Here is a 26220-nt window from a genome sequence, read left to right on the forward strand (position 1 = left end):
GCGCGGGCCGACGACCGCCCTGCCGATGAGACTGCTCGCCCTGCTGGCGGCCCTGGCTGCCTGGGCGCTGCCCGCCACCCCACCGGCTGCCGCCGAGGTGCCGCGCGTCGAGTCCTGGGGCCACGACTCCTTCGCGGAGCTCGGCGACGGCACCACCTTCGAGCGGCACACGCCGGTCACCGTGGCCGGACTGACCGCCGCCAACACCACGAGCCCCGCCGCGGGCGGAGGTCATGGCCTGGCCCTGCTGTCCAGCGGCGCACTCAGGGCCTGGGGCGACAACAGCGTGGGCCGGCTCGGCAACGGCAGCACCACCAACAGCGGCACTCCCCTCGCCGTCCGCACCGGGATCCCCGCCATCACCCTCGTCTCCGCGGGCGGTTTGTTCAGCCTGGCCGCCTGAATCCCCCTGGCAGCCCGACCGGGCCGGGGCCGCCTACCGCGCGGCGGGCCGTGCGGTAGGCGGTGGCGGGGGTGCCAGGTAGGCGCGGTAACCGGGGCGCCCCGGCAGGCCGGGCAGGGGACGGGGGCGCCAGTCCAGGGCCCACCGGGGCGGTGGGGAGTCACCCGACACCAGTACGGCCGTCGGCCGCGTACGCGCGAGCGAGACGAGCTCGCGCGCGGTGATGCTGCCGTCATGTCCCCCGTACACCTGACGGGCGGCGCATCCGGTGGCGAAGGCGGCCCGGACCGCCTCGACCCCGCTGAGGGTGCACGGGGGGCGTACGCCCAGACGGCGCAGCTCTCCGGCGACCTCGGTGAAAGCCGCCCGGTCGGCACGGCTGCGGGCCGCCGCGGCACCCGCGATGGTGAACTGCAGGGCCAGATGGGCCACCAGAGCGGCGCACAGCACGCTCAGCGCGAGCGGGCGGGCCCGGCACGCGGCGAACAGCCGGTCCAGGCACAGCGCGACCGGGATCGCGAGCAGGGCGTAGGCGGGCAGCAGGAAGCGAGGAGCCGCATAGCCGATCATCAGCAGGTAGGGCACGGCGAGGAACAGCGCGACCACAGTGGCCAGGGCGACCCGCTTCCCCGTTCCGCCGCGGTGTGCGGCGAGGAGCCCGCCCGCGGTCAGCGGTGGCAGGGCCAGCCACCACAGGCCCGTGACGGGCCGCGACCACGGCACATCGCAGGGACGGCACAGCGTCCGCCCGCCGAGTGAGCGCAGCTGGTCGGCGAAGGCCGGGTTCCAGCCCAGGCCGCCCTGGATCTCGCTCGCCCTCCGGAGCCTGGGCAGGACTCCGCCGTGGCGGAGGTGGGCCTCGACGAGCCATTCCGCGCAGCCCACCCCGAGTCCGGCCACCAGGGCCGCCGCGAGAACGGCCCGCGGCCGAGGGGGAACCGCCCACGCCGCGCAGAGCAGGGGGAGGACCAGCCATACCGCGTCACCGGGACGCATCAGCGCGGCGAACGCCACCCCCGCGGCGGCACCCGCCGCCGCGAGGCGGTCCCGGGGATCGCGGGCCGCCCTCAGGAAACACCCGACGGTGAAGAGCGAGCCGAGGGCCACCCAGAGGTTGGGCATGGCCTGGGGCCCGTAGAACAGGGTGATCCACAGTCCCGCGAACAGGCCGCCCGCCAGGGCGAGTACGCGGGTCGGGAGCAGCCCGCGCCACACCCACAGGGAGAGCAGCAGCCCCGCCGCTGCCAGCACGGCCAGGTAGACCCGTAGCACCGGCACGGACGAGCTGAGCGCGGTGACCGGGGCGACCAGGTAGGTGATGCCGCGGGCGCGCGGGGCGCTGAAGAACGCGGCCGGGGCCTCAGCGGCCACCTGGCTCACGTACACCGTCTCGTCCCACCCCAGCCCGGTACCCGGTACGACGAGGAGCAGCTGGACGACGCCGTACGCGCCGGCGACCGACCCAAGCCGGACCAGGTCCTCCCGACGGCCGCGGGCCGTGACGGAGCCGGCCCGGGCGGTCGGGGGATCCGGCACCGTGATGACCTCCTGCGGCATCGCCGTCGTACCTCCGGTGCGAGGGGGGCGGGTGCACCACCCTGCCCCGCACGGGCCGCCCCCGCATTCCGGGCGCGGCGGTGAGGAACCGCCCTACGGCGTCGGCGGCGGTCGGGCGAGCGGGAGGGGGCCGGATGCGCCGACACGCCCGCCGTCCGTTTTCCGGGAGGGTGGTGTGCCGCGGCCGGGCAGGGGCAGGGGCGGCTGGAGGGAAGGCATTACGAGTCTTCTCCGTCCGCCCCGCCCGAACGGGGCGGGCGGCCGCCCACGCAAGGAACGAGGATCGGTCATGTCGCAGGTCAGGGAATCCATCGAGGTCAACGTCCCGATCACCACCGCCTACAACCAGTGGACGCAGTTCGAGTCGTTCCCCGAGTTCATGGACGGGGTCGAGCACATCGAGCAGCGCACCGACACGCTCACCCACTGGGTGACGAAGGTCGGCGGCGTGCAGCGTGAGTTCGACGCGGAGATCACCGAGCAGGTCCCCGACAGCAAGGTCGCCTGGGTCACCGTGGGAGGCGAGACGGAGCAGTCGGGTCTGGTCACCTTCCGCCCGATCGACCCGGCCCATACGGAGGTCACCCTGATGATGGACTTCGATCCCGAGGGGATGGCCGAGAACATCGGCGACAAGCTCGGCTTCGTCGACCGTCAGGTCAAGGGTGACCTCAAGCGGTTCAAGCACTTCATCGAGGAGCGCGGCCGCGAAACCGGCGCCTGGCGCGGCAACGTCTGACCGCAGCACCCCCGACGCCCCGCACCAGGTCCCAGTCCGTTTCCACGGACGGGGTTTGAGCAACCGGATCGGGGACATGCGGCCAGTGGCGGCGGCACGTCTCACCGGTCCGGCGGGACCCCGGCGGCCGATGACCGCAAGCGGCACCCTTCTCCCCGGTGCCGCTTGCGGGCCGCCTGGGACGTAGCCGCCTCCGCAGCCGTCGCTGAGCCTGCCCCCATGCGTACATCCGGGGGGACGACAGCAGCGGGCCGGCCGCCGCCAGGTCCCGAAGCTGGCGGCGGCCGGTGTGGCGGGCGGGCTCGCCCTCACCACCTCCGCGTGCGACAAGGGCAACGGCGACCTGCTGTGGCACGCCGATGCCGCGCTCGTGGAGGGGCGCGACGGCCTCGCGTACGCAAACCCGCCGGGCGGGAGCCCGACCGCGTACGACCCGCGCACCGGCGTCGTCCGCTGGACCGCACCGGCGGCGCACGCCTCGGTGCCCGTGGCGCACGGCGACGCCGTCCACCTCAGCGCGCCCGACGCTGCGCTCCCATGACGCGCGCACGTCGCGAACGCCGGCGGAGGGAGCCCCGGGAGGCCCCTCTGACACCCCGCCCGCGGGCCACGCGCCACGACGCCGAGCACGCTCCGCGCACGCAGCGCGCACGCACCGCGCCGTCACCCGGACGTGGCGTCGCTCAGGTGTGGAAGCCGTCCTCGTGGGCCCGTTGGGCCAGTTCGATCTTCGTATGGGCCGGACGGCCCGCCTGGCGGTACTTCTCCTTGACCTGATCCAAGTAGTACTTCGCGGTGTTGACGCTGATCCCGGCGCGCCGGGCGGTCGCCTTCAGGGTCAGTCCGGACGCGTAGTCGCGCAGGACCTGCCGCTCGCGCGGAGCAAGGCGCGGCCGCGCCGGACCGGTGTCGCTGAACCAGGCGAAGGCGAGTTCCGGGGAGTGCACCGTGCCGCCCGCGGCCACGGTCTCGACGGCCTCGACCAGGGTGTCCAGCGCGTGGTCCTTGGTCAGGTAGCCGTCGGCTCCGGCCGCCACGGCCGCCACGACCCTGGCACGGTCCGCCACCGTGCTGATCACCAGGACCCTGCTTCCCGCCTCGCGCACCCGCCGCACGTTCGCCTCGGGAACCGATCCGTCGCGCAGCACCAGGTCCAGCAGCACCACCTCGGCGGCCGCCGCGGGCCCGGCCAGCAGTTCCTCCACCGTGGCGGCGGTCCCCAGGAGCCGCAGTTTCCGCTGCCCGGACAACCAGGAGCACAACCCGTCGAGCAGCATGCGGTCGTCGTCCACCACGGCCACGTCGATCACGCGGGCCACCGCAGCTCCACGACGGTCCCCTCACCGGGGAGGCTGTCGACCGAGGCCGCACCCCCGACGGAAGCCATCCTTCCGTACACCGAACGCCGCAGCCCGGTACCGGCCCCGCGGTGCGCGTCGTCGGAGGCGTCGAACCCGGCCCCGCGGTCGGCCACGGTCACCACCACACCCCCCTCGCTCCCCACCACGGTGCAGTAGGCCGAGGAGGTCCCGGCATGCCTGCGTACGTTGTTCAGCGCCTCCCGTACGGCGGCGGCGAGCGCCTCGGCGACGTGCGGCGGCACCTCCGGTACCGCGTGGTACTGGGCGCTGACCACCAGCCCCAGCCCCTCCGCGGAGCGCACCACCTCCTCCAAGGAGGCACCGACCCCCACCACCCCCTCGGACGGGGGACCGGAGCGGCGGTGCGGGCCCTCCTCGAACTGGACCAGCCGCCGCAGGTAGGCCGCTTCGCGCGCGCACCGGTCCCGGACCGCCGGCGCGTTGGCGTCCACCCGCCCGGCGGCGATCGTGGACAGCGTGGCGAGCACCGTGTCGTGCAGCGCCGCGTGGTGGGCCGCCCGCTCGGCCTGGCGCGCCCGGGCCACCTCGGCGACGACGGCCCGTTCCTGCGCGGCGTCCAGCAGCGTCCCCTGCCGGCGCAGGTACCACCAGCAGGCTCCGGCCAGCACCACGCACTCGAGGAGCGCGGCGACGTGCCGCAGGAGGTCCCGCGAGCCGGAGCCCGGCACCACCCCGTACAGCGCCAGCGACGTGACCAGCAGCAGCGCGACCGCCCCGGCGAGGCCGCGCCAGTCGAGCACGACGACGACGGCCGTGGCCGCCGACAGGGCCTGCACCATCAGCCAGCCGTGGGGCGTCACCGCCGGACCCGCCCCCAGGACGGCGAGGGCGGCCCACGGCAGCGCACAGCCCGTCACCAGCACGTCGGCCCACACCCACGCGGGGCGCAGCCGGCCCCGTACGAGGGCCGGTCCGTACACGGCGGCGCTGACGGCACAGACGACGGCGAAGACCCCCACCGCCCCCGTGTCGACCCCGCCCCCGCCCACCACACTGCCCGCGAAGAGCAGGTGCGCCACCCGAAAGAGCCCGGCCACCGTGACGGCCACGGCGCGCGCACGCCCAAGCCCCACTCCCCACCCCCCCCGCATACGATCCCCCGCCGCGCCACCCCCCTGAACTGGCGGGTGCCGCGCGTTCAGTGGATCTCGATACGTTTCCCGGCGTCAAGACGGTCCCCGGACAGGAGACCGTCACCGCCGCAAGGAGGAGTTCCCGTTGAACCGATCGTCCCTGTCAGGCCGGCTGCGCCCGGCCGCCGTGGCCGTGGCCGCCGCGACCTGCCTCATCGCGGGTGCCACCGGCGCCCAGGCGGCCACCGCTTCGGCCGGCCCCGTGCAACTGCGCTACACCGGTTTCGGAGGCGGGCCGCTGAACATCGCCCAGCGCGCCGCCCTGGAAGCGGCCCTCGCGAAGGCCGCCGCCACGGGTTTCAGCAGCAGCCAGTGCCGCATCACCAACGGCACGGACTTCCAGCAGGTAGGCGGGTACTGGACCTCCACCCGCGAGGTCACCTGCGTGGGCGAGCCGGCGGTCAGCGCCGCCCAGCTGTCCCTGGACCGCTACTTGAAGCCCGGCAAGGACCACCTCAGCAGCGTCTGGCACGTCCCCGACGGCTACAACCGCGAGGGCTCCCTGGGCCGTCTGCTCACGAGCGCCGCCCCGGGCACCAGCCCCCTCTACCTGTGCGTGGTGCGGGGAGACAACTTCCTCTCCCGCGACGTCAACTGCGAGGGACAGCAGTACGTGACGCGCCTCGGCTGGATCCACGACGGCCCGCCCGCCGGGGTGGCGGGCGCCCCCGTGTACCGCTGCCTGGTCAACCAGTCACGGGAACTGTCCGAGTCGAACGACCCGAACTGCGAGGGCCAGATCGTCGGCGGCCCGCTGGGCCACACCGTCACCGGCTGAGCCCGCGGACCGACGACCGACGACCGACGAACCACAGGGGGACCGGATCTCATGGCACTACGGAAGAGCATGCGCGCGGCGGTCACGGCGGCCGTGGCCGCCGCACTGACGGCGCTGGCGTCGGGGGCCGAGGCAGTAGCCGTCGAGTGGCGGCCGCGGCCGGGCATGGTGTACCTGTCCGACATGCCGAAGGACGGCACGACCTGGTACGGCGCGCCGGCCGTCCGGGGCTGGAACAACTTCACCGCCTGCTTCGGCTTCTGGCCGGACAACCAGGCGCCCGAGGTGAACGTGTGGAGCCGTGAGGTCGCCACGTCCGAGACGGCCGCGGGCAGGCAGAACACCGTGGTCTTCGAAACCGAAGCCGAGGCCGCCGCTTTCGCGGTCCGCGCCCGGCAGGCCTACGCGGACTGCCCGCGGCTCTACGAAGGGCCCCACACCGTGGTGACCGGATACGACTACGGGGCGGTGGACGTGGAAGAGGGCGTCACCGTCCAGGGCATGCGCCTGACGTACACCTTCGACAGCAGCCTCTACCACAACCACCTGTTCGGAGTGGGCCGTGACGGTGACACCGTCACCCTCCTCGAATGGGAGAGCAACTGGAGCGCTCCGCCGGTGGACTACTTCAAGAACACCACCATGCGCAACGTCGTCAACCGCCTCTACTGACGCCGCCGCTCGGGCCTGTGTTCAGGCCCGGCCGCTCCTCCTGGCCCGCGCGTCTGCGACGGCGTACGGCAGTCCGGGCAGCAGCAGGACCGGCGCCGCCCACAAGGGCAGCTCGAACAGCACCCCGTCACCGGCGAGCCGGTCCGTGAGGAGCGCCGCGGGCAGGGCGGCGGCGCAGGCGACCGCCCAGCTCCGGCGTATGCCGAGGTTGCCGCGCCGCAGCTCCCAGACGACGGTGACGGTGCCCAGCACCGCCCAGAAGGCGAGGTATCCGGGGGTCACGTCCAGGCTGGTGGTCCACCGGGGCGCGTACGAGAGGAGCAGGACCACGCCGATGGCGAAGCACCCCAGGGACGCGGTGCGCAGCACCCGGCGCGGGAGCGGGGCGCGTGCCCGCGCCCATGCGGCGGCGAAGGCACGGACGTTGTCGCCGACGACGTCCTGTGGTGTGCGGCCGGCCGCCTCCGCGTCCTCCAGGTGTGCGGAGAGCTCGTCGAGCATCTCCCTCACCGACGCGTCGTCGATGCCCCGGTACTCCCAGTTGCTGCGGCAGGCGGCGAGGATCTGCGTGTTCGTCATGGCGTGGTTCCCCCCGTTGGTTCCGTCGTGGTCAGGACGCGGCCCACCTGCCCGGCGAAGGCGAGCCAGTCGGCGCGGCCGCCGCTCAGCTCGGCGTGCCCCGCCCCGGTCAGGCGGTAGTACTTGCGCGGGGCACCGCCGCTCGGGGACGGAGCACGGTACGAGGAGACGAGCCCTGCCCGCTCCATCCGTGCGAGCAGTGGATAGATGCTGCCGTCACTGACCAGCTCCAGCCCGCCGGCGGCGAGCGCCTCGGCGAACTCGAAGCCGTACCGGGGTCGTTCGGCGATCAGCGAGAGCAGGCACAGGTCGAGCACGCCGCGCAGGAGCTGACTGCGCCGCTGGTCACCGGCCGCGGACAGGTCCTTTGTCATGCGGTACAAGATAGTCGGCGGGTATCTTGCACCGCAAGAAACCTGGCCTGCCAAGACCCGGCCGGAGCCCGGCCGGGCCGTGTCAGAAGTGGAAGACGCCGAGGTGCCGGACCGTGTCGGCCAGCGCGCGGATGAGGTCGTTCTCGGCTTCGGTCCGCCAGACCAGGGCGAAGGTCAGGTTCCCGATCTCGGGGATGGGCAGCCACCGGATGTGGGACATGCCCCAGTACTTGGTGACATGGCTGGGGAAGGTGTGGATGATCTCGCCCATGCCGATCAGGCTGACCAGCTCGTCGGAGTTGTCCGCCAGCTTGAGGCGCTCGATCCGCCGGCCCCGTGGAGTGTGGAAGGGCAGGTAGCTGTCCTCCCAGTAGTCCGGGACGTCGAGGGAGGTGGCGTGCGGGAACTCGGCGAGCAGCTCCAGGGGCACGGACTCCCGCCCGGCGAACGGGTGTTCGGCGCGCACGCCGAGGACCCGGGAGTCGGTGCAGAAGGCCGGGCCGACGGTGAGGTCCGGCTCCTCGACCGGCAGCCAGGTGACCAGTACGTCGGTGCTGCCGGAGCGGAGCCGGCCGAAGACGTCGTTGAAGGTCTCCAGGCGGATCTGGAGTTCGCACTGCGGGTGGCGTGCGCGGAAGGCCTTCCAGTAGGGGTGCAGTTCGGGCATGTTGAACGGCATCAGGCTGACGCGCAGCTGTGCGGTGATGCCGCGGGCCGCCAGCCGGGCCCGTTCCAGGGAGTCGTGCAGGCCCGCGTAGACCGGTTGCAGGTCGTCGCGGAACTGCCGGCCGATCTCGGTCAGGCGTACGGTGCGGCTGGTGCGGGTGAACAGCTCGGCGCCGATGCGCCGTTCCTGCTTCTTGATGGCCTGGCTGACGCGGGCCTGGGAGACGTGCAGCCGCTGTGCCGTCCGGCCGAAATGCAGTTCTTCGGCCAGCACCAGGAAGATCTCGATGTCCCGCAGCTCCACCGGCTCCCCAGCCCCCTCAGACGATGACCCGGCGGTAATCGAACCGGGCGCAAGTTTACCTTCATCATGATCGCGCCCGGTCGCCCGCTTCGGCCACTGGCAGCCGGAGTTCGAGAGCTCGCTCGCGTTCGCCGTGACCGAGGCGGCCCCCGGCGGCGAAGGGCGTCATCGAGTGGGGTTGCCCGGACGAGGAACGCTCAACGAACGACCTGCGCGGCGCGGGCGGTCCACCCAGGGGGCGGGGTCAGTCGGCCGGGCGGCCGAGCAGGACGCCGCGACCGGCGTAGTAGCGGCGCATCACCGGCCAGGGGACGTCGGCGAACTCCTGCGAGGTGCCGTGCCGGCCCGACGGGTTGTGGATCGCGACGGCGTTCCGGTCCGCCCCCACGGCCAGCACCAGGTGTCCGCCGCGGTGGGGCGGCTCGGTGTCCCCGTCGCGGACGCCCGGGTGGACGGAGAGGACGACGAGGCGGCCGGCGTGCAGCTGGTACGCGACCTCGTGCAGCGGGAGGCTGGGGCGGGATTCGGCGTAGAGGCCGAAGCGGTCCCGGGTGTGGCGGGCGAAGGGCTCGTAGATCAGCCCGTGCAGGCCGCCCTCCTTCGGTGCGTACGCGCCCGCTTCGAGGTACTCCTTGCCGAGGGTGACGCTCGGGGGCGCGTCGAGGCCCCAGTGGGTCAGCGCCATCCGCAGGCAGGCCATACCGCACACCCGCCACGACCAGAAGGCGTACTCCTCGGGAGAGTCGGCGCCGGAGGCCCGCCAGCGGGGGTCGTCGGCGGCGTCCAGGCGGCCCATGACGATCTCCGAGACCAGCTCGGGCGACTCCCACTGCGCGAAGTACGGCACCTGGTGGCGGACGGGCCGGTACGAGGAGAGGGGCGGAAAGGGGTCCGTCATACGAGACTCCTCCGTGGTCGGGGGCGGCTTGGGGTGTCGTTTCCCGCTCGTTCGGTGAGCTGCCGCACGTCTCTTCCGCAGGCGGCGGCATGCCGCGGGGCAGCGCGGGCGCCGGAAAGCGGGAAGCCCCGGCCCCGCCACGGAGCTTAAGCGGGGCCGGGGGCCCGGGGGGCCGGGGGCCGGGGGCCGGCGACGAACGCGTCGACCGTCGGGATGTGTGGTGGTCAGGCGCGGCGTACGCCGCCGGTCCCGGTACCGGTCGCCGTACGGGTCCCGGTCGCGGCGGTCACGCCTGGTTCTTGGCGTCGATCTCGGCGATCAGGCCCTCGACGAGGCCCTTGATCTCGTCGCGGATGGGGCGGACGGCCTCGACGCCCTGGCCGGCGGGGTCCTCGAGCTGCCAGTCGAGGTACGTCTTGCCGGGGAAGTACGGGCAGGCGTCGCCGCAGCCCATGGTGATGATGTAGTCGGAGGCCTGAGCGGCCTCGGGGGTGAGCACCTTCGGCTTCTGGTCGGAGATGTCGATGCCCAGCTCGGCCATGGCGGCCACCGCGGAGGGGTTGACCTGGTCACCGGGGACCGAGCCGGCGGAGCGGACCTCGACGCGGTCGCCCGCGAGGTGGCGGAGGAACCCGGCCGCCATCTGGGAGCGGCCCGCGTTGTGGATGCAGACGAAGAGGACGGAGGCGGCTGCGGGTACTTCCCGGGCGCCGGGCTGGGGGAGAGCGGAGGACATCTGTTCTTCCTTGGGGTGGTGGCCACGGGGTTCAGGGCGCGAGCCGCGTGAGCGGTTCGGTGACGTCGGCGTCCATGGCGTCGCGGGTCTCGTGCACCACGGCGTTCGGGCTCCGCCGGGTGGAGCCGATCAGGTCAGCTCAGAGTGGTGTCAGGCCCGGCTGATGTGACAGTATCAGCACATGATGACGTCAGTCGACACTGATCTGATTCGGGTGCTGGCCGACCCGCTCAGGCTCCGGATCGTGACCCTGCTCGCGCGCGAGACCCTCTGCACCACCCACCTCGTGGAGGAGACGGGCGCCAAGCAGACGAACCTCTCCAACCACCTGAAGGTGCTGCGCGAGGCCGGGGTCGTGGAGACGGAGCCCTGCGGCCGGTACATCTACTACCGGCTGCGCCCGGAAGTCATCGAAGCCCTCGCCGGTCAGTTCGCGGACCTCGCCCGGACCGCGCGTGCCACCGCCGAAGCGAACCTCAAGCGGTCCTGCCCGTAGCCCGCTGTCCGCCTCACCTGCCCGAGGAGAACCCGCCTTGACCGCCACCGAGCGCGTCGCCGCCGCCCCCGCAGCGGAGTCCGTCATAGCCGCCGACCCGCCCCGGCCCGCCCCCGGCGCGACCCCGCCCCGCGCTCCACTGGTCGCCCGTGCCGCCGCCGAGATGGTCGGCACCGCCGCCCTGGTGGCGGTCGTCGTCGGCTCCGGCATCCAGGCCACCGAGCTCACCGACGACCTGGCGCTCCAGCTCCTGGCCAACTCCACCGCCACGGTCTTCGGCCTCGGCGTCCTGATCACCCTCCTCGGCCCGGTCTCCGGCGCCCACTTCAACCCGGCCGTGACGCTGGCCGAGTGGTGGACCGCCCGCCGCGGCGGTGCCGGGGTCACCGCACGCGAGCTGGCCGTGTACGTGCCTTCGCAGATCGTCGGTGCGATCGCGGGCGCCATCATGGCGGACGCGATGTTCGGCGAGCCGCTGGTGAAGTGGTCCACCCACGACCGCTCCGCCGGCAACCTCCTCCTGGGCGAAGTCGTCGCCACCGCCGGACTCATCCTGCTGGTCTTCGGCCTGGCCCGCACCGACCGGCTGCGCTTCGCCCCCGTCGCGGTCGCCTCGTACATCGGCGCCGCGTACTGGTTCACCTCCTCCACCTCCTTCGCCAACCCGGCGGTGACCGTCGGCCGCGCCTTCACGGACACCTTCGCCGGTATCGCCCCCGCCTCCGTGGCCGGCTTCATCGGCATGCAGCTGATCGGTGCGGTGGTGGGCCTGGCTCTGGTAGCGGTCATCTTCGTGCGCGGCAGGGCGGGCACCGGGACGCCCGCCGCATGAGCATGCGCACGGACGTGGTGGTGATCGGCGGCGGCCAGTCCGGGCTCGCCGCCGGATACCACCTGCGCCGCCTGGGCGTCGACTCCGTCATCCTCGACGCCCAGGCGACGCCGGGCGGGGCCTGGCAGCACGCCTGGGACTCCCTGCGCCTGTTCTCCCCGGCCGCCTACTCCTCCCTGCCCGGCCGGCTCATGCCACCCCAGTCCGGGCAGACGTACCCGGACGCCGCGCACGTGGTGGAGTACCTCGCGGACTACGAGAAGCGGTACGAACTCCCGGTCCGGCGCGGCGTCCGCGTCTCCGCGGTCCACCGCGACGGCGCCTTCCTGCGCGTCGGGACCGATTGCGGCGACTGGCGGGCCCGCGCCGTCATCAGCGCCACCGGGACCTGGACCCGTCCCTTCCTGCCCGCCGTCCCAGGCCGGCGCGAGTACACCGGCCGCCAGCTGCACACCGTCGAGTACGAGAGTCCTGCCGCATTCGCCGGACAGCGCGTGATCGTCGTGGGCGGCGGGAACTCCGGCGCGCAGATCGCCGCCGACCTGGCCGGGCACGCGGACCTGACGTGGGTCACCCGGCGCCCGCCCCGCTACCTCGCCGACGACATCGACGGCCGCGCCCTCTTCGACGCCGCCACCGCCCGCCGGCGGGCCCTCGACGAAGGCCGCGCCGACACCGGAGGCGTCGCGTCCCTCGGCGACATCGTCGCCGTACCGCCCGTACGCGCGGCCCGTGACGCCGGACTCCTGCACGCGCGGCCGATGTTCAGCCGTCTCACCGCCGCCGGAGCCGAATGGGCCGACGGCACCCGGTCCGTCGCCGACGCGGTCATCTGGTGCACTGGGTTCCGCCCTGCCCTGGCCCACTTCGCCGCACTGCGGCTGCGCGGCGCCCGCGGCCGCATCGCCACCGACGGAACCCGCGCCGTCGACGAGCCCCGCCTGCACCTGATTGGCTACGGCGACTGGACCGGCCCCGCCTCCGCCACCCTCATCGGCGTCGGCCGCCCCGCCCGCGACGCGGCCCGGGAGGTCGCGGCTCTGCTCGGTTGACGATCGGTGGGGCCGTCACCGGGGCAAGGTCTGGGTGACGCGCCCCATGTCCCCGGGCAGCCGCACGGAGCTGTCGAGGCCGGTGGGGCTGAAGTCGGTGGGCGTACGGTGACGCCCTCGCGCGCGAAGTGGAGCGCGTCGCGGCCGCGGCCGGCCCCCAGCTCCAGTACGTCCTTCGCGCCGGCGGTCCGGAAGACCGCGGCCCCCTGGGCCGTGCGGTTCCTTCGCGAGGGGCACGACGCCCGACGAGGAGACCGGAATCCAAGGTTTTGTGGATTCAGGATAGTATGTACTGTCGTAGCGTGCTCACCGTCGCCCCTGACATCGAGGTGCTGGCCCGCTTCGGCCGCGCGCTCGCCGACCCGATCCGCTGCCGCATCCTCCTCGCCCTGCGCGAGGCGCCGGCCTACCCGTCCGACCTCGCCGACAGCCTCGGGGTCTCCCGGACCCGCCTGTCAAACCACCTGACGTGCCTGCGGGACTGCGGCCTCGTCGTCACCGTCCCGGACGGGCGCCGGACCCGTTACGAGCTCGCCGACCGCCGCCTCGGCCTCGCACTGGGCGACCTGCGCTCCGCCGTCCTCGCGGTCGAGAACGACAAGACCTGCGCCGATGCGGAGACGGAGGGCTGCTGCTGATGGTCATGTCCCTCGGGCCCTCCCCGGCCCGTCGCGACGCCCTCGCCCAGCGCATACGCCTCCTGGTCGCCGCGACCATCACCTACAACGTCATCGAGGCGGCCGGCGCGCTCACCGCGGGCACCCTCGCCTCCTCCACCGCACTGATCGGCTTCGGCCTCGATTCCGTCATCGAGGTCTCCTCCGCCACCGCCGTCGCCTGGCAGTTCTCCGCCCGCGACCACGCGAGGCGCGAAGCCCGCGAGAAGACCACCCTGCGGATCATCGCCGTCTCCTTCTTCGCCCTCGCCGCCTACGTCACCTTCGACGCGATCGGCGCCCTGACCGGCACCGGTGAGGCGGAGGTTTCCGTCCCCGGCATCGTCATCGCCGCGCTCTCGCTGGCGGTCATGCCGTTCCTGTCCGCCGCCCAGCGTCGCGCGGGGCGTGAACTCGGCTCCGCCAGTGCGGTCGCGGACTCCAAGCAGACCCTGCTCTGCACGTACCTCTCCGCAGTCCTCCTCGCCGGTCTGGTCCTCAACGCCACCCTCGGCTGGTCCTGGGCCGACCCCATCGCCGCCCTCGTCATCGCCGCCGTCGCGGTCAAGGAAGGCCGCGACGCCTGGCAGGGCAAGGGCTGCTGCGCGGCTCCGTCGACCGCGGCGGCCACCGCGCCGGACGGGGATGCGGACCGGGATGCGGGCGGGAACGCGTGCGCGTGCAAGCCCGGCTGTGCCTGTTGTCCGTGAACATCGCATTGCGGGCCGGCCGCCCCGGGGAGGGGCGGGCTGATACTGGCCCCACGATCTCGGGGCGGGGGCAGCGGTGGACTGGTGGCTCGTTCTGGGAGCGCCGGCCGCCGGGCTGCTGATCGCCGCCGTCACCGCACCGGTCGGGGTGTCGGGGGCGGTGTTCCTGCTCCCGGTCCAGCTCAGCGTCTTCAGCGTGCCGACCCCCCGCGGTCACGCCGGCCAACCTGCTCTTCAACGTCGTCGCCGGCCCCGGAGCCCTGTGGCGCTACGGCCGGACCGGCGCCCTGCGCGGCTCGCTCACCCTCCGTCTGGTGGTCGGCAGCCTTCCCGGGGTGTGCGCGGGCGCCGTCATCCGGGTCTTCGCCCTGCCGGGCCCGACCGTCTTCCGGCTCCTCATCGCCGTCCTCCTGCTGCCGTTGGGCTTGTGGCTGTGTGCCCGTACGCTCCGCCCTCCACATGAGCGGCCCGCCGCCGAACCGTCCGCCCGTACGGTCACCGGCCTCGCCTTGGCCGTCGGAGTGGTGGGCGGCGTCTACGGGATCGGCGGCGGGTCCCTCCTCGGCCCGATCCTCGTCGGCCGGGGCGTGCCCGTCGCCCGTGTCGCCCCGGCCGCCCTGGCCTCGACCTTCGCGACGTCCCTCGTCGGCGCCGCGACCTTCGCGCTGCTGTCCCTGGCCGGCAGCGGACGAGTGGCCCCCGACTGGCCCCTGGGCCTGGCCTGCGGTGCGGGCGGCCTGATCGGCGGCTACCTCGGCGCCCGCCTGCAGCCCCACCTCCCCGGGACCGCACTGCGGCTCCTGCTCGGCGCGCTGGCCGCCGCCCTCGGCGTCCTCTACGCGGCCCAGACCGTCATCTGACGCGCTCACGCCGGCCGGACCCGCCCGCCAGGGGAGGCGACCGCCCAATTTTGATAGATGTCTATGTTGACGCCCGTCGAAGCAGGTGGGATGCTGATCGGGCAAGACATCGACAAGCGTCAAACCAAAGGGGAACCTCGTGAACGCCAGCGCAACCACCGCCAACGGCCACCTGCCCGTCGTGGTCATCGGGGCAGGCCCGGCCGGTTTGGCCGCCGCCGCGCACCTCGTCGCGCGTGGCCTCACGCCCCTGGTCCTGGAAGCCGGACCGGCCGCCGGCAGCGCGGTGCGCGAGTGGGGTCACGTGCGGTTGTTCTCCACCTGGTCCGAGATCGTCGATCCGGCCGCCGAGAAGCTCCTGGCCCCCACCGGCTGGACCGCCCCCGACGGTGCGACGTACCCCTCCGGCGCGGACTGGGCCGAGAAGTACCTCCAGCCGCTCGCCGACGTCCTCGGGGACCGGGTCCGCTACGGCGCGACGGTGACCGGCGTCTCCCGGCTCGGCCGCGACCGGATCGTCGACGCCGACCGCGAGGCGCAGCCCTTCACCATCAGCGTCCTGAACGCCGGCGGCACCGAGGAGCGGATCACCGCCCGCGCCGTCATCGACGCCTCCGGCACCTGGTCCACCCCCAGCCCCATCGGCGGCGACGGCCTCCCCGCCCTCGGCGAGCACGCCGCCTCGGACCGGATCTCGTACCGGATCCCCGACCTCAAGGACCCGGCCGTCCGCGCCCGCTACGCCGGCAGGCGCACCGCCGTCATCGGCTCCGGAGCCTCGGCCTTCACCGCCCTCGCCTACCTGGCCGACCTCGCCAAGGAGGAGTCCGCCACCCGAGCGGTGTGGGTCCTCCGCCGGGGCATCAGCGGTTCCACCTTCGGCGGCGGCACAGCCGACCAGCTCCCCGCCCGTGGCGCCCTCGGCCTCGCGGCCAAGGCCGCCGTCGACGACGGCTACGCCGACGCGGTCACCGGCTTTCGCACCTCCGCCGTCCGGCGCGACGGCGACAGGCTGGTCCTCGTAGCGGAAGACGGCCGGCATCTGGATCCCGTGGACGAGGTCATCGTCCTCACCGGCCTGCGCCCCGACCTCTCCTTCCTGAACGAAGTGCGGCTCGGCCTCGACGAGCGCCTCCAGGCCCCGCTGGAGCTCGCGCCGCTGATCGACCCGAACCAGCACTCGTGCGGCACCGTCTACCCCCACGGAGTCAACGAGCTCTCCCACCCGGAGAAGGACGTCTACCTGGTCGGCATGAAGTCCTACGGCCGTGCGCCGACCTTCCTCGCCATGACCGGATACGAGCAGGTCCGCTCCATCGCCGCCGCCCTCGCGGGCGACCGGGAAGCCGCCGAACGCGTCGAGCTGACCCTCCCCGAGACCGGAGTCTGCGGCGGCGCCGGACTCTTCGACCAGCCCCAGGCCGCCGAGGAGACCGGCGGCGGGTGCTGCGCGGCCCCCACCACGCTCACTGTCGGCCTCGGCGTCGGCGCACCGGCCCAGTCCGGCGGCTGCTGACCCGCGGTGACCGATCCCCGCAGCAGCGGGGCCGCGACCGGAACAGGGGACCGGTCGCGGCCCCGCGGCGTCCTGCCCGCGCTCTGCGCCACGCAGATAACCAGCTGGGGCACGTCTACTACGCCTTCCCCAGCCCGCTCCCGCGGCTGACGGCCGACACCGGCCGGTCCGTCAACGGCGCGACGGCCGCCTTCTCCCTCGCGCTCCTCCTCTCCGCCGTGGCCGGCATCCCCATCGGCCGGATCCTCGACCGCCGAGGGCCGCGCGCCGTGATGACCGCAGGGTCCGTACTCGGCACCCTCGCGCTCCTCGTCATCGCCGCCGCCCCAACCCGGCCGTCTTCACAATGGGTTGGGTCCTCGCGGGGGTGGTCATGGCGGCAACCTCCTACCCGCCCGCCTTCGCCGCGCTCACGCGCTGGTGGGGACCCGACCGCGTCCGCGCCCTGACCATCGTCACCCTCGCGGGCGGTCTCGCCTCCACCGCCTTCGCCCCCTTGAGCGCGGCTCTCGCCGAGGAGAACGGCTCCTCTGCCGACCGCCTAACCAGCGACCCCCACCTTCTCCAATTCGGCCAATCGGGCGAGGACGCGCTGCGAGAGCTCCGCCGCCGGCATCCGGAACTGGCTCCAGCGATCCTTGGAGTCCGGCTTCATCGACGCCGAGAACGTGAGGCGCCCCTTGCTGTTCGGCTCGGTCACCATCTCGGCGAACGTGCCGCTCGGGATCAGCCACGCCATCGTGATGACCCCCCGCTCGACGTCCACGACGATGAACAGCATGTCCAGGTTGGTCCGCGGCTGGAACGTCTGCGACCGCACGAAGGCCATCAACCGGCTCTTCTGCACCTGCGTTCCCGTGGACATCCGCGCCTTCACCTGCACCGCCAGAGTCGCGGAGCTCCCGCGCCGGTGGAAGACGAGGTCCACCCCCTCGTCGTCCACGAGCGAGGTGGAGACGTTCAACTCCCCGCCCGTGGCGAGGATGCAGGAGGCCGCGACCAAGTACTCCGCGGCCTTCCCCATGCGTGCGGCGGCCGGGCTCTTGTCCACGTAGTCCTCGTCATCACTCATGGCGTGAACCTACCGAGCGCCTCCGGCGGTGAACATCCCTCCGGACGGCCCCATCGGACGACGGGCCGCCTCGAACCACCGGCACAAGCGGGTGCCGCGGGTGTGCGACGTCGGCCTGATCGCGGTGGTCGAGCCGGCGGCCGCGAGTAGGGTGGCCGAAGCTCCTGTTCGCTCCAGGTTCGTCCGACGGAGAGGAAGAGACATGCGCAAGGCCCTGATGGTGATGGCCGCGGCCGCGATGACGGCCATCGGTTTCGCCGCGCCGGCGCAAGCCACCGTGAACGCCGTGGACATGCCCTTCGGCATGGCCTACGGCAACAGCACCACGTCCGGAACGATCCACTTCACCGACGGGTACACCGCCACCGTCTCCGGCGCCGTCCACGCGGCGAGCGGCTACCGCCGGGTCTGCGCCTACGGGGCGAACGGCGACGCGAGGTCGGGTCTCATCTGCAGCCCGTTCGCCCAGGCCGGCGGGCCGGACCAGCCCCTCAGCGGATCGCTGCGGATCGCGGTCCCGGGCGGCGTCCAGCGGGTTTACATCACGATGTACGACGGCAACAACGTCCGTCTGGCCGAGGAGTTCTGCACCCGCAGCGGCTGTACGCGAGTCCTCTGAGGCGCTCCGGTCCGCCCCGGCCCGCCCGCGGGGGAACGGGGCGGGTGGGATCCCCCCCCCGCCGATCGGCGGGGGCGGGGCTCATTTCCGCGGAGGACGAGCGCCGATGCGTGCCCCGTGCAGCGGGGAAGGCGGCGGTACGTCGACGGCCAGTGGAGCCGCGAGCAGGGGACGATGCCTCGTCGTACGGGCCCGGTCCTCTCCTCCCGTTCTCGTCGGCGCGGTCCACCGAGCCGCGTCGGCCTGCCCGGGAGGGCATGAGGCGGGCCGTCGCCGGGCCCGGCAATGCGTCATGAACCACACGAGCCGCTGACCTCGGCCGACGAGGGGGCGGCGGGCCGGTGATCACTTACCGCCGCCGCCACGTCGACGAGCTGGAAGGCCCGCATGCCGTCCATGGGGGTGCCATCGGGATTCAGCCCGAAGGAGGCCGCGAGAACGACGGGCAGATCGGCCTCAGGGACAGTGGTGCGCAGTTCCGCGAGGACGTCGGGAAAGTCGGTGTCGTCGATGGCGCCCAGGTACTCCTGGCGCAGGCGGTGGATGACCTCGACCAGCTCGGGCCGCAGCCGCATCCAGGCGCGGGACGTCCGGATCTCCTCCGCAACCTGGTCCATGAACCAGCGCATGACCTCGTACGGGATGTCCAGGTGCCGTCCTCGGGGATCGAAGCGCACCATCGGTTCGCGCCCCGGGTCCTCGTCGGGGACGACCGCGGTCACGAGCGTCCGTTGTTCGCGGAGGAGTTCCAGTTCCAGATAGCAAGCGTCGTCGGGCACGGAGTACATCGCGGTGATCGCGTAATCGCGGCTGGGGTGCGTGACCATCGTTCTCAGGCCTTCGGGCCGGTCGACGGGGTAGTGCGGACCCTCGGCTCGTCGCCGTCCCGGGTGTCGACGTCCTCGCGCAGGTGGGCCTCGATGGCGCCCAGATGCTGGTCATGGGCGATGAGGAGGCTGTCCTCAAGACCGAGCAGGCGGATGCTGCCGCTGGGGAACCGGAGGGTGAGGCCGGCCGTGAAGCCGACATGGCCGTCGTCGTAGTCGATCTCCCGAACCGCGCGGATCGTCTGTCCGACGAACCGGGTCACCGGAACATCCGGCGAACCGTCGATCACGGAGACGCTTCCGCACTCCTCCATCGAGTACGGGCCGTGCGGCTGGTCGGCCCGCAGGGACAAGCCGGTCGAGGGGGTGTGGAACAGCACCGGGCCCAGACCCTCCAGGTGAAGCCACAGGTGCACCAGCGACGGTCCGTCGTCAGCGTAATGGTGCCAAGCCGTGGTCACTTTCAGCAGTCGCCTTCCGATCAGGTCGGCGGCAGGCAGCTCCTCATCGTCAATCACCTGCCGATGCTCGCACGGCCTCACCGAGAGGACACGCGCATTCCCGACCGGCAGCACACGCCTCTCGCGCCCGTCCCCTCGGCGCCCCGCGCGGGACCCGGTCGGCCGTCCTGCTCCGGGGCGTGGACACTGCCCCGACCCGTACGGCGCGAAAGGTGGGAAACGTGACGTTGTGGACAGGTGTCGGGGCGGGCAGGCTGGAGTGGCGAGGACCCGGACCGTGTACATCCCGCTGTTCGACGGCGTCGAAGCCCTGGACGTATCGGGACCGATGGCCGTCTTCGCCGGAGTCAACATGGATACTCGCCGTCCACGCACCGGGCACGACCGCCTACACCATCCGTACCGCCGGCTGCGGGGTGCTGCCCGTGCGCTCGGCCAGCGGCCTGACCCTCCTCCCCGATGAAGACCTCGACACCCTTGCCGCACCCCCCCGCCGGCCAGCGGGCCGTCGGCCCCAGCAAGGGCTCGTACGGGGACCGCCGGGGAGCCGATACCTCCTCGCGTGGCTGCCCTCGGCCAGACCCGTCCGGGCCCTCCGAGCCGGGGTCGGACATACACCCGTAGCGCTGCCCGGCCCCGGCACTTTCTGGCGCAACGTCACACTTCCCTCATCGAGACCCGGCACTGCATCCCGGGCCCGCGGAACGCGAGTGGTCGACGGCGCGGCGCGTCGGTGCGGTCTCCGACGGTGACACGTGCGGGCTCGGCTGCGCCCGCGGTTCCTCCGTACTGCACCCGTTTCGGCGGCGCGCAGCGCGGAGCTGTGGCGCGGGTCCAGCCCTCGCAGACGCACCGGGCCGGCCGTCGTCCGTCACGTAACGGCCCGGGACGCTGTCGTACGCGACTCCGCGCCCAGCGCTCCGGAGGGACCGTCTAGGATGTCGGCCGCGCGCTGGTGTCACATGTGGTTGACGTCGCGCCGGGTCGTGCTCATGTGCAGTCCTGCGTCCGTGAGCCGTCCGACCGGATGCGTCCGGGTAGCTGTTCCTACGGGGGAGAACGATCGGTGTTCGGAATCATCAGGCCATGCCGTCATCGCCTGGGCGAGGGCTTGCGTACCGAGTGGATGGCGCATCTGTGCGGGCTGTGCCTGGCTCTGCGCAGCGAGTACGGGCAGTTCGCGAGGGTGGCCACCAACTATGACGGCCTGATCGTCTCGGTGCTGACCGAAGCGCAGTCGGAGCGGACCGGGGACTGGCGGCGGGGTGCCGGGCCGTGCCCGCTGCGCGGGATGCGGTCGGCGGACGTGGCGCGGGGTGAGGGTGCGCGGCTGGCGGCGACGGTGTCGCTGGTGCTGGCCGCGGCGAAGATGCGCGACCACGCGGCCGACGGTGACGGCCTGGTGGGGCGGCGCCCGGTGGCGCTGGCGGCCCGCCGGATCGCCCACAACTGGGACCGCGCGGGCGTCGCGGGCGGTGAGCGGCTCGGCTTCGACACCGCGCTGCTGATCCGTGCGGTCGAGCGCCAGGCGGACATCGAGCGGGCGACCGGTCACGGGGGCTCGCTGCTGGCGGTCACGGAGCCCTCGGAGACGGCGACGGCAGCCGCCTTCGCGTACACCGCGGTGCTTACGGACCGCCCGGGCAACGCCGAACCGCTGGCGGAAGCGGGCCGTCTGTTCGGTCGGCTGGCGCATCTGCTGGATGCGGTGGAGGACCTGGACGCGGACGCGGCGTCCGGCGCGTGGAACCCGATCTCCGTGACCGGCGCGGACCGAGCCGAGGTGCGCCGGCTCTGCGACGATGCCGTCCGCGGGATCCGACTCGCCCTGGATGACGCCGTGTTCGTCGACGGACGGCTGGTACGGACGCTGTTGGGCGGCGAGCTGGAACGTGCCGTCGACCGTGTCTTCGACCCTCGGCACCGTCCCCACAAGCCCCGACGAGAGGTGCGGGGCGGCCTGCGTATGCTGCCCTGGCTGGGACGCCGTACCGAGACGGATACGGAAACGGCCTCGGCCTGCGGCGTGGGGGAGCTTGCGGGCGCTGCCACGATGGGCGGGGTGACGGCGTCGGGCAGGCCGCCGGAGGGACAGTGCCGGCGGTGTCGCGAGTGGGGCCGGCTGTGCGGCGATTGCAGGTTGTGCTCCAGGTGCTGCCGGTGCGACGACGGCGGCCCGGATGACGGGGAGCCCATCCAGTTCGGCGACGGCAACCGCAACGGCGGCTCGAGCCGGGACGGTTCCGGGAACGACGGCTGGTTCGGCGGCCAGGGCGGCGGCTACTCCGGCGGCAACTCCGGTGGCTACTCCGGCGGTTCGGGCGGCGGTCGTGGCTCCGGTGGCTCCGGTGGTTCCGGCGGAGGTTCGGGCGACGGCTGCGGTGGCGGTGGTGGCTGCTGCAATCCGTGCAAGTGCTGCTGCGACTGCTGCGACTGAAGATGGAGGAGCCCGGTTTCCCCGCCCGGCGGGGAAACCGGGTGCCCGCAGCGGGAGGCGCCGGTTTGCTCCGAAGCCGCCTCCTGGCGGTCCCGGGCCGGGAAAATGGGTTGAACCCGGGCGGCGGCGCCGACAGGATCGGGGAAGACCGATGAGTTCTTGCCGGCGCCGCAGTCTGTCAGGGTGACCGCCACGCGCGGAGGACACTCACATGACGGAAGGCACCATGCCCGCACCACACGAAACACCCAGCCCCTCACCCGCCCGCGTCACCGCCGTGCTGCGGATCCTCGTGCTGTCCACCTTCGTCGTCCTCCTCAACGAGACGATCATGGTCAACGCGATCCCGCGGCTCATGCGCGACTTCGAGGTCACCGCCGCCGCCGCGGGGTGGCTGTCCACGGCCTTCATGCTCACCATGGCCGTCGTCATCCCGGTGACGGGGTGGTTCCTCCAGCGCGTGACGACCAGAACCGCGTTCGGTCTCGCCATGGCGCTCTTCCTCGCCGGCACGGCACTGGCCGCGGCCGCGCCCGCGTTCCCCGTACTGCTGGCCGCCCGCGTCATCCAGGCCAGCGGCACCGCCGTCATGATGCCGCTGCTCATGACCACCCTGATGACCCTCGTGCCCCCGCACGACCGCGGGCGCGTCATGGGCAACATCACCCTCGTCATCTCCGTCGCCCCCGCGCTCGGCCCGGCCGTCTCCGGAGTGCTGCTGCAGCTGGGCTCGTGGCGCCTGCTGTTCGTGGCCGTGCTTCCGATCGCCGGAGCCATGGCCATATTCGGCCGGCGCAAACTGGTCAACATCGGCGAGCCGCAGGCCACCCCCATCGACTGGCTGTCCGTCCCCCTGGCGGCAGCGGGCTTCGGTGCCCTGGTCTACGGCCTGAGCGGGCTCGGCGCCGAGAACGCCGCCCAGGCCCCCGTGCCCGCGGAGGCCATCACCGTGGCCGGCGCCGTGCTCGTGGGCCTGTTCGTATGGCGGCAGCTGGCACTGCAGCGTTCGTCCGCACCACTGCTGGACCTGCGTGCCCTGATGTTCCGTCACTTCTCCGTGGCGCTCGGCCTGATGTGCCTGTCCTTCATGGCCCTCATGGGTGCGTTCATCCTGCTGCCCATCTACCTCCAGGAGGTGTGCGGCCTGACCTCACTGCAGACCGGCCTGCTCCTCATCCCCGGCGGCCTGACCATGGGCCTGCTCGGACCGCAGGTCGGCAAGCTCTACGACCGGCTCGGCGCTCCACGCCTGGTCGTCCCCGGCGCCGTACTCACCGCGCTGTGCCTCGCGCTGTTCGCGCTCACGGGCGAGCAGACCTCGCCGTGGGTGGTGCTCGCCCTGCACGTGGCCCTGAGCGCGGGCATGGCGTTCGTCTTCACCCCCGTCTTCACCTCCGGCCTGTCCGTACTCCCGCCGCACCTCTACCCCCACGGCTCCGCCATCCTGGGCTCGCTCCAGCAGGTCGCGGCCGCCGCCGGCACCGCCCTCGTCATCAGCGTCATGTCGGGGCGCGCCGCCACGGCGGCGGCCGAGGGCGCCGACGCCACCGGCGCCCTCGCCGCGGGCGTCCGGTGGGGATTCGGTATCGGCGCCGTGCTCGGGGCCGTGGCCGTACTGGTCGCCTTGCTGATCCGCACTCCGCCCGCTCCGGAGAAGCCTTCCGAGCCGGAGGCCCAGGACGAGGACGGCACCGCGACGAACAAGACCGCCCATACGCCCACCTGAGGCCCCGGTGCCGGCGGGGAGCGGGCGGCGGCCGGTCGCCCGCCCCGGTCGGTGGAACGCCGGCTCCGTGCTGCCGGCTCCCTCCCGGAGCCGAGCGGCGCGGAGACGGCGTTCCGTCCCGTCAGCCCCTGAGCGGGCCCTCGCAGGTGTACGCGGAGGTGCCGGCGCTTCCGGCGATGGCGGTCGGGCCGAACCAGCAGTTCATGTCCTGGAAGTTGGTGCCGCTGCCGAGGGCGCGCTCGATCAGCCGCCCGTCCGTGGCGGCCGACATGTCCTGGAAGACCAGGTCCGGGGCGGCCGTGTCGCGCAGCGTGGCCGTCAGCTGCCCCGTGCACACGAACCGCCGGTTGGCGCCGGTGGCACCCGTGTCCGCGCACTGCGCCGCCGTCCCACTGGCGGCGGAGAGGGCCGACCGCACCTGGTCCGCGGTGTCGTGGGTGAGGGTCCCGGTGGGCTGGAACACCGTACGGGGGACGTAAAGGTCGCCGACCTTGGCTATCTGCTCGTCGAGGAAGGTGTCGTACCCGCGCTGGACGGCGGCGTCGGCGCCCAGGCGGTTGCGCCAGGCGTCGAATCCGGTGACGTCATTGGACCTCAAGTACCGGTACATGGCCTGGAGTTCGGACGGCCTGTCCCGCCACAGGTACTCGAAGAAGGTGCCCGCGTAGTCGTAGAAGCGGAAGCCGTCCCCGGAGTACGTCGCGTGCAGGAGCTGGTCCACGCTCATCCGCGGGCCGCCGGCCGCGGTGTCGTCGATGACCCCCTGGACCAGGGACTTGCGCACCGCGACCCCGTCGTCGCGGGTGGCCCCGTCGAAGAACTCCGCCGTGCCCTCGTCCATCGCCGTGGTCCGGTCACCGCTGTACCAGGCGCCGGAGCCGAAGGTGCCCGGGACGGCGAACCGGCCGTTGAGGTAGTGGGCGTACTCGTGCCGGAACAGTTCCTCCAGGGTGAGGGAGGAGTCCTCGGGCACGCGCCGCTGGTAGGTGTAGAAGGTCGCCGTGGACTCGATGTACATGCCGCCGTTGTTGGTGCTCAGACCGGTGAGGATCGGCTGGTACTCCACGTAGTCGGCGCGCGAGGCGTACAGCACGACGGTGAGGGTGGCGTTGGTGTCTCCGGCGAGCGGCTGCTCGGTGCCGAGCACGCGGTGGAAGTGTGACTTGACCTGCTTGCTCGCGTAGTAGAGCTGGTCGACGGTCGCCCGGTCGAGTCCGGTGCGGACCTTGATCGCGCCCTTGTCGTAGGTGTACGTGTACGGGAAGAGCCGTGCCTCCAGCTCGGCCTTGCACTTCGGCGAATGGCAGGAGCCCCCGGCGGTGGCCTGGGTGGCGGACGCGGCCGTGGCGGCCCGTTCCACGCGGTCGCGCCGGTCGCGCCGGTCGCGAGCCGAGTCGGACGGCCCGGGGTCCGCCTTCGTGGCGATGGCGGAGGCGGGCGCGGAGGCGGGTGCCGAGCCCGGGGCGGGCGCGGGGGAGGCCTGGGCGGCGGGCAGCGCGGACAGGGCGAGCGCCGCGACTGTCACGGCGGTGAGCAGGGACGCGCGCAAGGATCTCGGAGCGGGCAAGGAAAGTCTCCTGACGGTTCGGCAGGGGTGGAGGGTACGGTGCCGCGAAGCGGTGCCGCGTAACATAGCAATGTGAAATGGCACTGTTAACCCCCCGGACCGCGCGGCTTGCCGCGGGCGGACGCTCCCGGGGCGGACGAGGCCGGTGGTCTTGTGCGTGAGGGAGTCCCTCCACATACTCACTTCAGCGCCTGTCAGGGACACGCCATTTCCTGAAGCGCCTCACAGGGCCCACACCCCACGGGCCCCGACGCTCCGAGGAGGAGAGCAGTGAGGATCACGCGCACCAGTTCCCCCACCCGTACGCCGAGACGAGCCGTGTTCGCCGCCGTCGCCGCGGGCCTGCTGGCGGCCACCGGGCTCACCCTGCCCACCGCCCAGGCCGCCGCCCCGCGGTCCTTCGGGGCGGCGGAGCTGGCCAGGGTCGACCAGGCCGTCCTGAACGCCGACGTCGGCGGGACCGCTTGGTACGTGGACCGGGCGAACGGCCGGGTCGTCGTGACCGCAGACAGCACCGTGTCCGCCGCCGGCCTGGAGAAGATCCGGAAGGCGGCGGGGGCCGAGGCGGGCGCCCTGCGCATCGAGCGCACCCCCGGCACGTTCACCACCCTGCTGGGGCCGGGTGACGCCATCTACGGCGGTGGCTACCGCTGTTCGGCCGCCTTCAACGTCGTCAGCGGCAGCACGTACTCCTTCCTGACCGCCGGCCACTGCGGCAACGTGGTCAAAACCTGGTACGCCAACTCCGCCCAGAGCACACTGATCGGGCCCACGGTCGGGTCGAGCTTCCCGGGCAACGACTACGCCCTGGTCCGCTACGACAACACCTCGCTGAGCCACCCCGGCGGCTTCACCGCCGCCGACGCCTACGTGGGCGAGCCCGTGAAGCGCAGCGGCTCCACCACCGGCACGAAGAGCGGAACGGTCACCGGTCTCGACGCCACCGTCCACTACAGCGGCGGCGGCACGGTCCGCGGCATGATCCAGACCAACGTGTGCGCGGAGCCCGGCGACTCGGGCGGGGCGCTGTACGACGGCACGAAGGCGCTCGGCATCACCTCCGGCGGCAGCGGCAACTGCACTGTCGGCGGTACGACGTTCTACCAGCCGGTGCCCGAGGCCCTCGCCAAGTACCGGGTGTCCCTCCTCTGAGCATGCCCCTCGGCCG

Annotated in this window: 27 protein-coding genes and 2 pseudogenes; 17 read left to right on the forward strand and 12 right to left on the reverse strand. The window is 72.9% G+C overall.

What is annotated here, in order from left to right; translation table 11 throughout:
- Positions 1–25 precede the first annotated feature (25 nt).
- Positions 26–403, forward strand: a complete 378-nt coding sequence (locus ACFY7H_RS13770) for a hypothetical protein (RefSeq protein ID WP_388937648.1) — start codon at positions 26–28, stop codon at positions 401–403.
- Between the two features lie 33 nt (positions 404–436).
- Here the strand turns inward: ACFY7H_RS13770 and ACFY7H_RS13775 are convergent, their stop codons facing one another.
- Positions 437–1960: a hypothetical protein gene (locus ACFY7H_RS13775; RefSeq protein WP_388937650.1), complete on the reverse strand. Its 1524-nt coding sequence runs from the start codon at positions 1958–1960 to the stop codon at positions 437–439.
- Positions 1961–2249: 289 nt separating this feature from the next.
- On the opposite strand from ACFY7H_RS13775, the gene ACFY7H_RS13780 reads away from it, so the two are divergent.
- The gene (locus tag ACFY7H_RS13780) at positions 2250–2699 is read left to right on the forward strand and encodes an SRPBCC family protein (protein ID WP_388937652.1); all 450 of its coding nucleotides are present in this window, start codon (positions 2250–2252) and stop codon (positions 2697–2699) included.
- A 289-nt stretch (positions 2700–2988) separates the two neighbouring features.
- Positions 2989–3240 (forward strand): hypothetical protein, encoded by a 252-nt coding sequence (locus tag ACFY7H_RS13785; RefSeq protein ID WP_388937654.1) that lies wholly within the window; start codon positions 2989–2991, stop codon positions 3238–3240.
- A gap of 142 nt (positions 3241–3382) precedes the next feature.
- Here the strand turns inward: ACFY7H_RS13785 and ACFY7H_RS13790 are convergent, their stop codons facing one another.
- Both ACFY7H_RS13790 and ACFY7H_RS13795 read right to left on the reverse strand, forming a co-directional pair.
- Positions 3383–4018, reverse strand: a complete 636-nt coding sequence (locus tag ACFY7H_RS13790; protein ID WP_388937656.1) for a response regulator — start codon at positions 4016–4018, stop codon at positions 3383–3385.
- The gene (locus ACFY7H_RS13795; RefSeq protein ID WP_388937658.1) at positions 4006–5154 is read right to left on the reverse strand and encodes a sensor histidine kinase; all 1149 of its coding nucleotides are present in this window, start codon (positions 5152–5154) and stop codon (positions 4006–4008) included. Before ACFY7H_RS13795 ends, ACFY7H_RS13790 begins: the two co-directional genes overlap by 13 nt.
- A 145-nt stretch (positions 5155–5299) precedes the next feature.
- Here ACFY7H_RS13795 and ACFY7H_RS13800 point away from each other — a divergent pair, with 145 nt between their 5' ends.
- On the forward strand, positions 5300–5992 hold the full coding sequence (locus ACFY7H_RS13800) for a hypothetical protein (RefSeq protein ID WP_388937659.1): 693 nt from the start codon (positions 5300–5302) through the stop codon (positions 5990–5992).
- 51 nt (positions 5993–6043) lie between these two features.
- On the forward strand, positions 6044–6664 hold the full coding sequence (locus tag ACFY7H_RS13805; protein WP_388937660.1) for a hypothetical protein: 621 nt from the start codon (positions 6044–6046) through the stop codon (positions 6662–6664).
- 21 nt (positions 6665–6685) lie between these two features.
- On the opposite strand, the gene ACFY7H_RS13810 is transcribed toward ACFY7H_RS13805, so the two are convergent.
- The 5 genes from ACFY7H_RS13810 to ACFY7H_RS13830 all read right to left on the reverse strand — a co-directional run bounded on the left by ACFY7H_RS13810 (position 6686) and on the right by ACFY7H_RS13830 (position 10221).
- Positions 6686–7243, reverse strand: coding sequence for a hypothetical protein (locus ACFY7H_RS13810; protein ID WP_388937661.1), 558 nt, complete (start codon positions 7241–7243; stop codon positions 6686–6688).
- Positions 7240–7617, reverse strand: coding sequence for a PadR family transcriptional regulator (locus ACFY7H_RS13815; RefSeq protein ID WP_388937663.1), 378 nt, complete (start codon positions 7615–7617; stop codon positions 7240–7242). The genes ACFY7H_RS13810 and ACFY7H_RS13815 overlap by 4 nt, the downstream gene beginning before the upstream one ends.
- Positions 7618–7699: 82 nt before the next feature.
- Positions 7700–8587, reverse strand: coding sequence for a LysR substrate-binding domain-containing protein (locus ACFY7H_RS13820; protein ID WP_388937665.1), 888 nt, complete (start codon positions 8585–8587; stop codon positions 7700–7702).
- 244 nt (positions 8588–8831) lie between these two features.
- Positions 8832–9485 carry a C39 family peptidase gene (locus tag ACFY7H_RS13825; protein ID WP_388937667.1) on the reverse strand — a complete coding sequence of 218 codons (654 nt, stop codon included), beginning with the start codon at positions 9483–9485 and terminating at the stop codon, positions 8832–8834.
- Positions 9486–9771: 286 nt separating this feature from the next.
- Positions 9772–10221 carry an arsenate reductase ArsC gene (locus ACFY7H_RS13830; RefSeq protein WP_388937669.1) on the reverse strand — a complete coding sequence of 150 codons (450 nt, stop codon included), beginning with the start codon at positions 10219–10221 and terminating at the stop codon, positions 9772–9774.
- A gap of 181 nt (positions 10222–10402) precedes the next feature.
- Between ACFY7H_RS13830 and ACFY7H_RS13835 the strand changes: the two genes are divergently transcribed.
- The 8 genes and pseudogenes from ACFY7H_RS13835 to ACFY7H_RS13870 all read left to right on the forward strand — a co-directional run.
- Positions 10403–10717 (forward strand): ArsR/SmtB family transcription factor, encoded by a 315-nt coding sequence (locus ACFY7H_RS13835; protein WP_388937671.1) that lies wholly within the window; start codon positions 10403–10405, stop codon positions 10715–10717.
- Between the two features lie 37 nt (positions 10718–10754).
- Positions 10755–11549, forward strand: a complete 795-nt coding sequence (locus tag ACFY7H_RS13840) for an aquaporin (RefSeq protein WP_388937673.1) — start codon at positions 10755–10757, stop codon at positions 11547–11549.
- A complete protein-coding gene (locus ACFY7H_RS13845) occupies positions 11546–12601 on the forward strand; it encodes an ArsO family NAD(P)H-dependent flavin-containing monooxygenase (RefSeq protein WP_388937675.1) in 1056 nt (351 codons plus the stop codon). Before ACFY7H_RS13840 ends, ACFY7H_RS13845 begins: the two co-directional genes overlap by 4 nt.
- 302 nt (positions 12602–12903) lie before the next feature.
- A complete protein-coding gene (locus tag ACFY7H_RS13850; RefSeq protein ID WP_388938120.1) occupies positions 12904–13239 on the forward strand; it encodes an ArsR/SmtB family transcription factor in 336 nt (111 codons plus the stop codon).
- 5 nt (positions 13240–13244) lie between these two features.
- Positions 13245–13967, forward strand: a complete 723-nt coding sequence (locus ACFY7H_RS13855; RefSeq protein ID WP_388938122.1) for a cation transporter — start codon at positions 13245–13247, stop codon at positions 13965–13967.
- A gap of 76 nt (positions 13968–14043) precedes the next feature.
- Positions 14044–14827: pseudogene (locus tag ACFY7H_RS13860) on the forward strand (sulfite exporter TauE/SafE family protein).
- Between the two features lie 139 nt (positions 14828–14966).
- Entirely contained in the window at positions 14967–16343 is a 1377-nt protein-coding gene (locus ACFY7H_RS13865; protein WP_388937677.1) for an NAD(P)-binding domain-containing protein, read from the forward strand.
- Positions 16344–16349: 6 nt separating this feature from the next.
- Positions 16350–16860 (forward strand): annotated as a pseudogene (locus ACFY7H_RS13870) (MFS transporter); the annotation flags it as partial.
- A 24-nt stretch (positions 16861–16884) separates the two neighbouring features.
- On the opposite strand, the gene ACFY7H_RS13875 reads toward ACFY7H_RS13870, so the two are convergent.
- Positions 16885–17415, reverse strand: coding sequence for a hypothetical protein (locus ACFY7H_RS13875; RefSeq protein ID WP_388937679.1), 531 nt, complete (start codon positions 17413–17415; stop codon positions 16885–16887).
- 202 nt (positions 17416–17617) lie between these two features.
- Between ACFY7H_RS13875 and ACFY7H_RS13880 the strand changes: the two genes are divergently transcribed.
- Positions 17618–18034: a hypothetical protein gene (locus tag ACFY7H_RS13880; protein ID WP_388937681.1), complete on the forward strand. Its 417-nt coding sequence runs from the start codon at positions 17618–17620 to the stop codon at positions 18032–18034.
- Between the two features lie 290 nt (positions 18035–18324).
- Here the strand turns inward: ACFY7H_RS13880 and ACFY7H_RS13885 are convergent, their stop codons facing one another.
- Positions 18325–18861, reverse strand: coding sequence for a hypothetical protein (locus ACFY7H_RS13885; RefSeq protein WP_388937683.1), 537 nt, complete (start codon positions 18859–18861; stop codon positions 18325–18327).
- 5 nt (positions 18862–18866) lie between these two features.
- On the reverse strand, positions 18867–19379 hold the full coding sequence (locus ACFY7H_RS13890) for a hypothetical protein (protein ID WP_388937685.1): 513 nt from the start codon (positions 19377–19379) through the stop codon (positions 18867–18869).
- 1009 nt (positions 19380–20388) lie between these two features.
- Here ACFY7H_RS13890 and ACFY7H_RS13895 point away from each other — a divergent pair.
- Both ACFY7H_RS13895 and ACFY7H_RS13900 read left to right on the forward strand, forming a co-directional pair.
- Positions 20389–21759: a DUF5685 family protein gene (locus tag ACFY7H_RS13895; RefSeq protein ID WP_388937687.1), complete on the forward strand. Its 1371-nt coding sequence runs from the start codon at positions 20389–20391 to the stop codon at positions 21757–21759.
- 211 nt (positions 21760–21970) lie between these two features.
- A complete protein-coding gene (locus ACFY7H_RS13900; RefSeq protein ID WP_388937689.1) occupies positions 21971–23485 on the forward strand; it encodes a DHA2 family efflux MFS transporter permease subunit in 1515 nt (504 codons plus the stop codon).
- 121 nt (positions 23486–23606) lie between these two features.
- On the opposite strand, the gene ACFY7H_RS13905 is transcribed toward ACFY7H_RS13900, so the two are convergent.
- Complete coding sequence (locus ACFY7H_RS13905; RefSeq protein ID WP_388937692.1) at positions 23607–25052, reverse strand: collagenase; 1446 nt, start codon at positions 25050–25052, stop codon at positions 23607–23609.
- 270 nt (positions 25053–25322) lie between these two features.
- Here ACFY7H_RS13905 and ACFY7H_RS13910 point away from each other — a divergent pair, with 270 nt between their 5' ends.
- Positions 25323–26204 (forward strand): S1 family peptidase, encoded by an 882-nt coding sequence (locus ACFY7H_RS13910; RefSeq protein ID WP_388937694.1) that lies wholly within the window; start codon positions 25323–25325, stop codon positions 26202–26204.
- Positions 26205–26220: the final 16 nt, after the last annotated feature.

It is taken from the genome of Streptomyces sp. NPDC012794 (assembly GCF_042901085.1).
In the GTDB taxonomy this organism is placed as follows: domain Bacteria; phylum Actinomycetota; class Actinomycetes; order Streptomycetales; family Streptomycetaceae; genus Streptomyces.

Bases quoted from the DNA above. Each gene is read 5' to 3' on its own strand.
- ACFY7H_RS13770 (WP_388937648.1), top strand. From the start codon at position 26: ATGAGACTGCTCGCCCTGCTGGCGGCCCTGGCTGCCTGGGCGCTGCCC.
- ACFY7H_RS13775 (WP_388937650.1), bottom strand. From the start codon at position 1,960: ATGCCGCAGGAGGTCATCACGGTGCCGGATCCCCCGACCGCCCGGGCC.
- ACFY7H_RS13780 (WP_388937652.1), top strand. From the start codon at position 2,250: ATGTCGCAGGTCAGGGAATCCATCGAGGTCAACGTCCCGATCACCACC.
- ACFY7H_RS13805 (WP_388937660.1), top strand. From the start codon at position 6,044: ATGGCACTACGGAAGAGCATGCGCGCGGCGGTCACGGCGGCCGTGGCC.
- ACFY7H_RS13810 (WP_388937661.1), bottom strand. From the start codon at position 7,243: ATGACGAACACGCAGATCCTCGCCGCCTGCCGCAGCAACTGGGAGTAC.
- ACFY7H_RS13815 (WP_388937663.1), bottom strand. From the start codon at position 7,617: ATGACAAAGGACCTGTCCGCGGCCGGTGACCAGCGGCGCAGTCAGCTC.
- ACFY7H_RS13825 (WP_388937667.1), bottom strand. From the start codon at position 9,485: ATGACGGACCCCTTTCCGCCCCTCTCCTCGTACCGGCCCGTCCGCCAC.
- ACFY7H_RS13830 (WP_388937669.1), bottom strand. From the start codon at position 10,221: ATGTCCTCCGCTCTCCCCCAGCCCGGCGCCCGGGAAGTACCCGCAGCC.
- ACFY7H_RS13835 (WP_388937671.1), top strand. From the start codon at position 10,403: ATGATGACGTCAGTCGACACTGATCTGATTCGGGTGCTGGCCGACCCG.
- ACFY7H_RS13845 (WP_388937675.1), top strand. From the start codon at position 11,546: ATGAGCATGCGCACGGACGTGGTGGTGATCGGCGGCGGCCAGTCCGGG.
- ACFY7H_RS13855 (WP_388938122.1), top strand. From the start codon at position 13,245: ATGTCCCTCGGGCCCTCCCCGGCCCGTCGCGACGCCCTCGCCCAGCGC.
- ACFY7H_RS13875 (WP_388937679.1), bottom strand. From the start codon at position 17,415: ATGAGTGATGACGAGGACTACGTGGACAAGAGCCCGGCCGCCGCACGC.
- ACFY7H_RS13880 (WP_388937681.1), top strand. From the start codon at position 17,618: ATGCGCAAGGCCCTGATGGTGATGGCCGCGGCCGCGATGACGGCCATC.
- ACFY7H_RS13885 (WP_388937683.1), bottom strand. From the start codon at position 18,861: ATGGTCACGCACCCCAGCCGCGATTACGCGATCACCGCGATGTACTCC.
- ACFY7H_RS13900 (WP_388937689.1), top strand. From the start codon at position 21,971: ATGACGGAAGGCACCATGCCCGCACCACACGAAACACCCAGCCCCTCA.